Source organism: Pseudomonas cerasi, assembly GCF_027983475.1.
GTDB classification, from domain to species: domain Bacteria; phylum Pseudomonadota; class Gammaproteobacteria; order Pseudomonadales; family Pseudomonadaceae; genus Aquipseudomonas; species Aquipseudomonas cerasi.
Genome location: NZ_JAQJVM010000003.1, coordinates 623213 through 634222 on the forward strand (window position 1 = coordinate 623213; position 11010 = coordinate 634222).

Here is an 11010-nt window from a genome sequence, read left to right on the forward strand (position 1 = left end):
ATCAGGGTTCCAGAACCACCTTCAATGATTTATCGCCGCGCTCCATGACGGCAAACGCCTCCTTGAACTCCGCCAGGGGAAATTTGTGCGTGACGACGTCGCGCATGTCGATCTTGCGGTTGCCGATAAAATCAATGGCGCGCGGGTACATGTAGGGGCCGAGGTGAGAACCGAGTACGTCCAGTTCCTTGCGGTCACCGATGATCGACCAGTCCACCGTGGCTTCATCGTTGAATACGCTGAACTCGACAAAGCGTCCGAGTTTGCGCAGCATCGCCAGGCCCTGATTGACGGCCTTGTGGTGCCCGGTGGCCTCTATATAGATGTCGCAGCCGTAGCCGTCGGTTATCTCGCGGATTTTCGCCTGCACGTCGACCTCGGCCGGGTTCCACACCTCATCGGCGCCCATGCGCAGGGCGAGGGCAGCGCGCTCGGGCTTCATGTCGAGAACGATGAGCTTTTTCGGGTTGCGCATGCGTACTGCGCCAATGATCCCGAGGCCCAGTGTGCCGGCACCGGCGACGACTACAATGTCGTCGAAGTCGACATCGGCCCGTTCGGCTGCGTGCAACGAGCAGGCCAGAGGTTCGATGAGAATGGCTTCGTCCGGGGCGATCGAGTCGGGCACCTTGTGAATGATGCCTTCCCTGGTAAAAATCATGTACTGCGCCATGGCACCCTGCACGTTGTTCTGAAAGCCGTAAAGGTCGTGCTTCTGGCACATCCAGTACTGTCCGTGGTTACAGAAGCGGCAGCCCCAGCACGGCACGATCTGTTCGGAGATCACCCGGTCGCCAATCTGCACGCCACGCTTTTCGGCACCAGGGCCGAGCGCCACCACGCGACAGACGAATTCATGGCCGGGAATCATCGGTGGTTTGACGTAGCGAGGCTGCTCGGCATCGCCCCAGAACGAGGGTGCGCCGCGATAGGTCTTGATGTCGCCCATGCAGATGCCACACAGCTCGACCTTGGTCAGGATTTCGTCGGGGCCGGGAGTCGGCACATCCACGGTTTCCAACCGGTAGTCTTCCGGACCGTGGCAGACCACGGCCTGCATGGTTTTCGGGATGACCGGTGAAAGTTGTTCGGCAGTGCGTTCGGTGACGGTGGACATGACGATGAACCTCACGACAGAAAATGAATTACTGGATGCTATAGCCGCCGTCGATCACTACGTTTTCGCCGGTGATCATGCTGGCGGCGTCGCTGAGCAGGTACAGGGCCAGCCCGGCTATTTCCTCCGGCTGGGCGAAGCGGCCCGCCGGGATCTGCGTTTTGGCCCGTTCTCCGACTTCGCCCGCCCAGGCTTTTTTGCCCAGCGCGGTCTCGACGATGGTGGGCGAGATGGCGTTGACGTTGATGTGCGGCGCCCACTCCATGGCCAGGACTTTGGTCATGCCGACCACTGCGGCCTTGCTCGCGCAGTAGGCGACGTGCCTGTCCAGGCCAATGACCGCGGCCTGCGAGGCAAGGTTGACGATGCGTCCGCTGCCTTGGCCGAGCATGTGTCGCGCACAGGCCTGGGCGACGAAGAAACTGGCCTTGAGGTTGATGTCCAGCGTCGTGTCCCAGGCCTCTTCGCTGACGTCGACAGCCTTGTCCAGCAGGGCAACTCCGGCACTGTTGACCAGATAATCGATGCGCTTGAAATGCTCGAAGACGCTGTCGATGGTGCTGTTGACCTGATCGATCCGGCGCAGGTCGACGGCAATACCGAGGTGCCCGCTGCCCAGGCCGGCGGCAACCTCGGCCACTGCCGGATCACGGTCCAGCAGTGCGACCCGCGCCCCGCGTGCGACCAGCAGGCTGGCACAGGCAAGGCCAATCCCGGCTGCTCCGCCGGTGATGACCGCACAACGGCCATTGAGATCGAACGCCTTGTTCCAGAATTCAGACATGAAGATGACTCCTGTAGCGCTGTTTTTTTGAAGATTCAAACACGTTAGCTTTTGATTCTGGCCGAAGGCCGTGGGAGCGAACTTGTTCGCGAAGAGGCCGGTATGACCGCCGAAAATGCGTCGTTTGAAATACTGTCTTCGCGAACAAGCGAAGCGTCGCCCGGTTCGCTCCCACACCCTTCGGGCAGAAGCGGGAATCTCAGACCGGTTACTTGCCGCCGCTGACCTGCTTGTACAGCGCGTCGGCGTTGGCATCGGTGACTGGCACCCAGGGCAGGATGTAGTTCTTGTCGGTGCCATCGCCCCATTTGACGTCCTTGGCATAGCGCTCCCAGATCACTGACTGCGGCTTGTAATCCTTCCCGGCCAGGGTGCGAAGCGCGACATCGAGGGCACCCTGGGACTGGGCCTGGGCGTCTTGCAGGAAGGTCGTGATTTCGTTTTTCTTCGCCGCCTGGATGGCGTCAGGCATGCCGTCAATGGAGGTGATCGGCACATCGGAAGGCTTTAGATTGCGGGATTTCACCGCTTGCAGGGCGCCGAGAGCCATGTCGTCGTTTTGCGAAATGATCCCGGAAATGCCGCCGTTCTGATGCGCGTTGAGCCAGTCTTCAGTCAGGGTCTGGGCTTCGGCCCGGGACCAGTTGGCGGTCTTCTTCTCGATGATCTTCATGTCCGGGTGTTTGCTCAGGACCTCCAGTTCGCCTTTTTCCCGATCAATTTGCGCCGATTGGCCAATCGGTCCCTGGATGATCACCACATTGCCTTTGCCCTTGAGCTTGTCGACCATGGCCTGCGCCTGCAGCCGACCACCCTCGACATCGTCGTTGCCGACATAAGGCACCTTGTTGCCGGCAACCCGGGTGTTCGACGCGATGACCGGAATGTCGTTTTCCATTGCCCTGGCCACAGTGCCGACGCCGGCCTTGGTGTCGATGGGCACGAAAATGATCGCATCGTAATGCTGGGTGATCATGGTCTCTATTTGATTGTTCTGGGTCAGCGCATCGTAGTTACCGTCGAACACGGTGATTTTCACGGTGCCATCCTTGACCGCCGGATGCTCCTTGAGCTCACGCACCCAGTTCTGCATGAACTGGCCCTTGAGGCCATACACCGCCGCGCCGATCTTGTAGGTCTTGCCATCGGCGGCCATGGAGATACTGCTGGCAAGCAGGGAGAACGCCGCGACCGCGGCCAGGGATGTACCGAATTTCATGATGAGAACCTCGTTATTGTTGTAGTCAGTCGTTCATGCCGGTTTAGCGTTTTTTCTTGCGCCACACATCAATCAACACTGCAAACACGATGATCAGGCCCTTGGCGACCTGCTGGTAATAGGAGGACACGCCGAGCAGGTTCAGGCCGTTGTTGATTACGCCGATCAGCAGTGCGCCGAACAGCGTGCCGACGATGCTGCCGGTGCCTCCGGACAGACTGGTGCCGCCGATGACCACTGCTGCGATGGCGTCAAGCTCGTAGGACATGCCAGCCTGGGGCAGGGCGGAGGTGGTTCTGGCGGACAGCACTACACCTGCCAGTCCGGCGAGCAGCCCGGAAACCACGTACACCGAAAACATCACCTTGCGTACGCCGATACCAGAGGTGCGTGCGCTCTTTTCGTTGCCGCCGACGGCGTACACGTAACGGCCGTAGGTGGTGTAGCGCAGTACCATCCAGAAAATCAGCGCGACCACCGCGAAGATAATGATCGGCACACCAATCGGGCCGACGCGGCCGATACCCAGCGCCAGGTATTCTTCGGGCAGGTCGGTCACCGGGCTGCCGTCGTTGAGGATGAAGGTCATGCCGCGGGCAATACTGAGCATGCCCAGGGTGGCTACAAACGGTGGAATCGAAAGATTGGCAACCATGAAGCCATTGACCACGCCGAGCATGGCGCCGGCGAACATGCCCGCACTGACTGCTGCCAGCAAACCATAGCCCTGGGTGGCGACCAAGGCGCTGCACAATCCAGCGAACGCCAGAATCGAACCGACCGAAAGGTCGATGCCCTTGGTCAGGATCACGTAGGTCATGCCGACCGCGAGAATGCCGTTGATCGAGGTCTGGCGCAGGATGTCCATCCAGTTGCGCCAGGTCATGAAATATTCGCTGGCAAACGCCAGTACCAGGCACAACAGAATGAACACCAGCGGCAGCCCGAAACGGTCGAGAGACAGGCGCAGGCGGCTGCGTGGAGACGTGGAGGCTGGGGCAATGATGGTTTTGGCATTCATGAGGCAAGACTCAACAGGACTTCCTGGGAAAGATCGGCATCGCTGCTGATAGTCACCAGCCTGCCACCCTTGAACACGGCGATTCGGTCACTCAGGCGCAGCAGTTCCGGCGCTTCTGAAGAGACCACGATGGCGGCTCCGCCAGCGCGTACGAACTGATCCAGCAGGTGATAGATTTCCTGCTTGGCACCTTCGTCGATGCCCCGGGTCGGCTCGTCGCAGAGCAGGCACACCGGTTCGGTCGACAGGCATTTGGCGAGGACGACCTTCTGTTGGTTGCCGCCGCTCATCGACGCGACGGGCAGATCCAGCGACGTCGTCTTGATCTGCAGGCGCTTGACCATGTCTTCGGCCAGCTTGTGTTCCTTGCGGGCATCGATCAGCGACCAGTTCGACAGCTGCCGGTAAGCCGACAGCGCGATGTTGGACAGGATGCTGCCACTGAGTACCAGGCCGCTGTCCTTGCGGTCTTCGGTAACCAGTGAGACGCCCGCGCGAATGGTCGCTTTGGGCAGTCCGACCGGCATTGGCTTGCCTTGCAGGGTGACGCTGCCGGCGTCAGGGGTGGTCAGGCCGTACAGGCAGTTGAGGAACTCGCTGCGACCCGAGCCCATCAGCCCGTAAATACCGAGAATTTCGCCGTGACGCACTTGCAGGCTGATGTCTTCGAACTCGCCGTTGCGGCTCAGGCCCTCGACCTTCAGGCAGCATTCGACCGCGCATTCTCGGCCGACCTTGTGATCTATACGCTGCAATTCCTGGCCGACGATGCCGCGCACCAGGTGGGCCCGGTCGATATCGGCCATGCGTCCGCTTTCGACAAAGGCGCCGTCTCGAAAGATGCTGTAATCGTCGGCAATCTGTGCCAGTTCGCTGAGGCGGTGGGAAACATAGATGATGCCCGCGCCCCGGGCGGCAAGCCGGCGGATGGCCTTGAACAGTGTTTGCGCCTCACGCTCGCCGATGGCCGAAGTGGGCTCGTCCATGATCATTACCGAACAGTCATGGCTGAAGGCCTTGGCGATTTCCACCAGTTGTATCTGCGCCACACTCAGCAAATGCATGGGGCTGGTGGCGTCGACGTCGAATTCCAGTTCGTCCAGCAGTGCACGGGTGCGTCGGTTCAGTTCCTTGCTGTCGACAATGCACCCGGCCCGACGCGGCTCGCGGCCCAGCCAGATGTTCTCGGCGACGGTCATGAAGGGGACGGGTTCCAGCTCTTGGGTGATCATCGCAATCCCGGCAGCCAGGGCATCGCCGGGGCGATTGAACTGCACTGGCTCGCCGTTGAGCAGGATGGTCCCGGCATCGCGCTGGGTGATGCCCATCAGAATGCTCAGAAAAGTGGACTTGCCCGCGCCATTGCCGCCGCACAGGGCGTGCACGCTTCCGGCTCGCAATGAGAGACGCCCGTCACGCAAGGCGGGGATGCCAGCGTAAGCCTTGGTGACGTGTTCAGCCTGGAGCAGTAATGGCTTGGCCATTGGCGTGTCCTCGTGCTGTGAATTCTTATTAGGTGCTGATGCGTTGCTCAGTGAGCATATGTGTACCAAATGAAATTCTGATCAGTCAATCTGTTTCCTGTAAAAGTTTTCAAGTGTTCGTTTAAAGGCAATCCTGCGGCAGTTCTGAGCTTTTGTTCAGGATTCGTTGGAAAACTTGCTTGACAGAACCAGGCTAATGTTTCAGAAATGACTGATCGGAATTTCACCGATTGAACATTTGGTCAGATAATAAGACCTCGGCAGCGGAGCCTGATGCCATGAACACACCTTTCCCGGTGGCTATCGGATGTGATGAAGCGGGTTATGAACTCAAGGAATTGTTGAAGCGCCATATCGAGTCGCTGGGTTATCCGGTGACCGATTTCGGTACTCATTCCACGGCACCGGTGCTTTACCCGGACATCGCCCTGGCCGTGGCCACAGCCATTAATGCCGGGCAGCAGCGGCTTGGCGTGCTGGTCTGCGGGACCGGAATAGGCATGGCCATCTCCGCCAACAAGGTCTTAGGCATTCGTGCGGCCCAGGCCCACGACACCTACTCGGCTGAGCGGGCGCGCAAGAGCAACGATGCGCAAATTCTTTCCATCGGTGCACGGGTGATCGGCGCGGAACTGGCGAAAAGCATCGTCAAATCGTTCCTGGAGTCGGAGTTCGAAGCCGCGCGCTCCGGCGCCAAGGTCGAGCGCATCAACGCGATAGAGCGTGACGGGCATCAATAGTCAGTGGACGGGACAGGGCGCGAGTAGGGAGAATGTGCCTTTGACGCCGAAACGGAAGCCCGTCCACATGAGTGACAGTACCCAGCGCATGGCCAGCGACATCGATCTGATGACTGAAGTCGCGATGCTCTATTACCTTGAGAACGTCACTCAGGAAGCCATCGCCAAACGCTTTGACCTGTCGCGCGCAAAAGTCAGCCGACTGCTCAAACGCGCACGCGATGAAGGGATTGTCGAAGTACGGGTGCTGCAGCACCCGGCGATGAACAACGAGCTGGAACTGGCGCTGGTCGAACGGTTTCAGCTGGACAGGGCGTTGATTGCAGTCGACCACAGTGACCCGGATACTCAGCGCTCGGCGGTCGCCAGTCTGGTTGCCAACTACCTCAACAAGACCCTTGGTGACGGCATGATCGTCGCCGTGGGCATGGGCCGCAATGTGGGTGCGGTCGCGGACAACGTGTTCCTGCCGGTGACGCGCAACTGCACATTTGTCTGTGCTATTGGCGGCTCGCTCAAGGCGGGCGAGTACATGAACCCCGACCACATTTGCCGCCGTCTGGCGCTGCGGTTCGGTGGCGAAAGCGAAAGCCTGTACGCTCCGGCGCTGGTCGCCAACCCTGAGCTGCGCAGTATTCTGATCAGCAACGACACTGTGCGCTCGACGCTTGACCGCGCACGGCGTGCCGACATGGCGCTGATCGGCATTGGTGACATGAGCGAAAACAGCAACATGGTGCGCATGGGCTGGTTCTCTCCGCAGGAAATCGCTCAGGCCAGGCTGTCCGGCACGGTGGGCGACATGATGGGCTATGACTTCATCGACATTCACGGCCAGCCTGCGGTCAATGCCATACAGGGCAGGGTAATCGGCCTTACCGTGCAGGAATTGTTTCGTATCCCCGATGTAGTGGCCATTGCCAGCGAAAACACCAAGGCCGCCGCCACGCTGGGCGCCTTGCGTTCAGGCGTGATCAACACCCTGGCAACCACCGTCACCAACGCCCACACCATCCTTGCCCTGGATGACGCGACACGCAAAAACTGACACTACGGACGAAATCCGTGGTCGAAAATGTCGCGGCGCAAGATTGAATAACAATAAAGGGCAAGGAAGATGATTCTCAAAGTGACCGGTATCGTGATCGCGATACTCAGCCTCATTCTGCTGTTAATGGGCGCGCAATTGGTGGCTGCTGGCGGTTCACCGGCCTACTCGGTGATTGCCCTGGGTTTGCTGGCCACAGCAACCCTGGTATTCCTGAAAAGAAAATCGGCGCTTACCCTGTATGCCGTGATGATGTGGGGGATTCTGATCTGGATCATCTACGAAGTCGGCCTCGACAAATGGCAGTGGATTCCTCGCGGCGATCTGTTTGGACTGATCGGCCTGTGGCTGGCCATGCCTTGGGTAGTGCGGCCGCTTTATCAGGCGCGCTCAAGTACCGATAACCGTCGTTTTCACCCGTTGCTTGGCGGAACGCTTGGCGCAATGCTGCTGATCGTGATTGCGCTGATGTTTCACGATCCGTACCCGCAGCAGGGGAGGATCGACAACGTGGCGACCACCCGCAGCGCCGACTCGGCAGGCAGTGATTGGGCCGCGTATGGCGGAAGCAACGCGGGCCAGCGTTTCTCCAGCCTCAATCAGATCACCCCGGACAACGTCGGCAAGCTGTCGGTGGCCTGGGAATACCATACCGGCGACCTGCGTGATGAGGACAAGGACGCCGGTGAGTACACCTTTGAAGCTACGCCGCTCAAGATCAACGATCGGGTGTACGTGTGCACGCCTCATAACGAAGTGCATGCACTGAACCCGCAGACCGGGCAACTGGCCTGGAAATACACCCCCGAGAAAAAACGCTCGTACCTGCAGCAGCACCAGACCTGCCGCGGCGTCAGCTACTATTCTGCGGCCTCCAGCCCGGCTGGCCAGCCACAACAGCCTGCTCAATGCGCCAAACGCATCATTACCGCCACCGCAGACGCCAGACTGGTAGCGCTTGATGCCGACACCGGCAACCTGTGCAGCGACTTCGGCAGCGGCGGTGTGATCGACTTGAGCGTCAACATGGGCACCATCCGCCCGCACGCGCTCATGCAGACCTCCGCGCCACTGATTGCGGGCGAACTGATCGTGATCGGCAGTTCGATCATGGATAACGGTTATAACGACGGCAACCCGTCCGGAGTGATTCGCGCCTACGACGTCATCACTGGCAGGCTGGTGTGGAATTTCGATCCGCAAAATCCGAAAAACACCCAACCCATAGCGGCTGACCAGAGCTATCCGCAGGACACGCCGGTCGCCTGGGCAACCCTGAGCGCCGATGTCAAAAACGGTCTGGTGTACGTCCCGTTCGGCAACGCTTCGCCCGACGAAACCGGCACTCGGCGTAACCCTGACAGCAATACCGAGCAGTTTCGCGATGCGCTGGTGGCTCTTGACCTGAAAACCGGTGCGCTGCGCTGGAGATTCCAGACTTCGAACAACGACCTCTGGGATCGCGATAACCCATCACAGCCCTCACTGCTGGACCTGGGAAAGGACGGCAACCGCCAGCCCGCGGTGGTATTACCGACCAAAGTCGGCAATATTTTCGTGCTTGACCGACTGACCGGCGAGCCGATCGTGCCTGTCGATCAGGTCAGTGTGCGCACCGAGGGTGGTGTCGACGGCGAGCGCTTTGCACCCACCCAGCCGGTCTCGCGACTTAACTTCATTCCTCCCGTACTGACCGAGAAGTCCATGTGGGGGGTTACGCCTTTTGACCAGATGGCTTGCCGGATCGCCTACAACAGACTTCGTTATGACGGCAATCCGTGGACACCGGCCACCGAGTCGGGATCATTGATCTATCCCGGCAACATAGGCGTGTTCAACTGGGGCTCGGTAGCCGTCGATCCTGACCGCCAGGTGCTGATCGCCGCACCGGTGCGTCTGGCGTATGTCTACAACCTGATCAAGCGCCCCGAGCAGGCCCAGGAAAAACGTCTGTTCACTCAGGAAGGCAAACCCTACTGGAACGAGAACTTCGACGGTGACTATGCCATCCGTATTTCCAGATTCGCCTCGAGCCTTGGCATCCCGTGCACAGCGCCACCGTGGGGAACCATGGCCGGGGTCGATCTTACGACCGGCAAGACCCAATGGATGCGCCGGGTCGGCACGACCAAAAACCTCAAGACCAGCTTCATGCAGGAGCGTTTCCCGGTTGGCTTTCCAATGGGCATGGTCGCCCATGGCGGTCCGATGGTGACAGCAGGCGGATTGGCCTTTCACGGTGCAACGGCGGATAACTTTTTCCGCGCCTATGACGTTAATAATGGCGAAGTGCTCTGGGAGCATGAGTTGCCCGCAGGCGGACAATCCATTCCTTCGACGTATACCGGCAACGACGGCAAGCAGTACGTGGTCATTGCTGCCGGCGGTCACGGATCGCTCGGTACGACATTGGGCGACAGCGTGATTGCCTTTCGGATTGATTGAAGGCAGAGGCGTATGCGCGAGAAGGGCCTCTAATGGCCCTTTTTTCGTGGGGCGTATCGCTGCCGGTCAGGCACCGGAACATGCGAGCTTCAATCACCCGCCATCCAGCGTGCCAGACCATGTCGTCCGCTGACGCCCAGTTTGGCGGTGGCGCGCTTGAGGTAGGTCTCCACCGAACTGTTCTTGACCTTGAGGCGCTGTGCCATTTCAGCCACGGTGCCGCCGGTCAGCAAGCCCAGGCAGACTTCCTGCTCGCGTGCTGAAAGTGTGACCGAGTCCTGTGCCAGCCTGCCACTGAAGGCCTGATCCAGCGAACCAGGTTCCGGCTCGAGCCGCGCGGCGTTGCTGCTGGACTGAGCAAGACTCTGTGCGTGATGCTCGACCAGTGGCAGCAGCGTGTCGGAGAGACTCTTGAGCAAGGACAGCTCAGTCAGGGAAAACGCGCGCAGCGCGGTCAGCCGATAAAAGCAGATGATCAGTCGACGTTCACCGTGGCTGGACACCAGATTGCACTGGTGGGTGTTGTGCTGAGGGTGTTGCGCGCTCAGCGGGGTCCTGAGCTGGACAAGCAGCGGGTCCTGCATGTTCAGAATGCTCGAGAGCAGAGGATGGCCGGTGTCCTCGCTGTGGGGAGGATCATGCTGCAGGCCCGCGCTGCCCAGCAGATTGATACGACTGATACTGCTCTCGCGCAGGTCCAGCGTCCATTCACTGAGGCCAAGCCCGTGAATGGGCACCAGCGAATCCACCAATTGCAGCATGTGCCCGGCAAAAGTGTCGTCGCCAGTACTGGATACCAGCTTGGCCAGTTGCAGATAAAAGCGTGGGTCGTCGTTGTACTCGAAATGTTGCGCCGTGTTCATCTTGAGCTTTCCTGATTCCGACCGCGCAAAGACGGACCATGTCGACTGCTGCGCGGCAACTACTGATTGCACTTACTGATAAGCCTGATGATGGCACTTGGTCTTTGGGTATTCAGCCTAAGCTTTCATCCTGCGTCTGTAACAAAAAACAGGGACAGGATTGCAATCCGCCGAAAGTGTATCTGCGCTGGCATTTGGCCGTACGGCACTGTCCGGGTTTAAGGGGCCATACACAGCTGGGACGGCAGTGCTTAATCCGCTGCCTACCTGCCAAGAAGGACCTTGAGTC

The 11010-nt window shown here is 59.6% G+C and carries 9 protein-coding genes; 3 read left to right on the top strand and 6 right to left on the bottom strand.

Annotated elements, in window-relative coordinates:
• Nucleotide 1: 1 nt before the first annotated feature.
• From PI739_RS18965 to PI739_RS18985, 5 genes are all read right to left on the bottom strand, one after another.
• On the bottom strand, nt 2-1117 hold the full coding sequence (locus PI739_RS18965) for an erythritol/L-threitol dehydrogenase (RefSeq protein ID WP_003369582.1): 1116 nt from the start codon (nt 1115-1117) through the stop codon (nt 2-4).
• Between the two features lie 28 nt (nt 1118-1145).
• Nucleotides 1146-1901 (bottom strand): SDR family oxidoreductase, encoded by a 756-nt coding sequence (locus PI739_RS18970; protein ID WP_003434013.1) that lies wholly within the window; start codon nt 1899-1901, stop codon nt 1146-1148.
• A 208-nt stretch (nt 1902-2109) separates the two neighbouring features.
• Nucleotides 2110-3120, bottom strand: coding sequence for a substrate-binding domain-containing protein (locus PI739_RS18975; protein WP_054081434.1), 1011 nt, complete (start codon nt 3118-3120; stop codon nt 2110-2112).
• Between the two features lie 43 nt (nt 3121-3163).
• Nucleotides 3164-4141, bottom strand: coding sequence for an ABC transporter permease (locus PI739_RS18980; RefSeq protein ID WP_003369589.1), 978 nt, complete (start codon nt 4139-4141; stop codon nt 3164-3166).
• A complete protein-coding gene (locus tag PI739_RS18985; protein WP_054081433.1) occupies nt 4138-5625 on the bottom strand; it encodes a sugar ABC transporter ATP-binding protein in 1488 nt (495 codons plus the stop codon). The genes PI739_RS18980 and PI739_RS18985 overlap by 4 nt, the downstream gene beginning before the upstream one ends.
• Nucleotides 5626-5903: 278 nt before the next feature.
• Between PI739_RS18985 and rpiB the strand changes: the two genes are divergently transcribed.
• The 3 genes from rpiB to PI739_RS19000 all read left to right on the top strand — a co-directional run bounded on the left by rpiB (nt 5904) and on the right by PI739_RS19000 (nt 9858).
• Nucleotides 5904-6365, top strand: a complete 462-nt coding sequence (gene rpiB, locus PI739_RS18990; protein ID WP_003434010.1) for a ribose 5-phosphate isomerase B — start codon at nt 5904-5906, stop codon at nt 6363-6365.
• Nucleotides 6366-6432: 67 nt separating this feature from the next.
• Nucleotides 6433-7413: a sugar-binding transcriptional regulator gene (locus PI739_RS18995; RefSeq protein ID WP_003369595.1), complete on the top strand. Its 981-nt coding sequence runs from the start codon at nt 6433-6435 to the stop codon at nt 7411-7413.
• A gap of 69 nt (nt 7414-7482) precedes the next feature.
• A complete protein-coding gene (locus tag PI739_RS19000) occupies nt 7483-9858 on the top strand; it encodes a glucose/quinate/shikimate family membrane-bound PQQ-dependent dehydrogenase (RefSeq protein WP_054081432.1) in 2376 nt (791 codons plus the stop codon).
• Between the two features lie 89 nt (nt 9859-9947).
• On the opposite strand, the gene PI739_RS19005 is transcribed toward PI739_RS19000, so the two are convergent.
• Nucleotides 9948-10721: a helix-turn-helix transcriptional regulator gene (locus tag PI739_RS19005; protein ID WP_003369600.1), complete on the bottom strand. Its 774-nt coding sequence runs from the start codon at nt 10719-10721 to the stop codon at nt 9948-9950.
• Nucleotides 10722-11010: the final 289 nt, after the last annotated feature.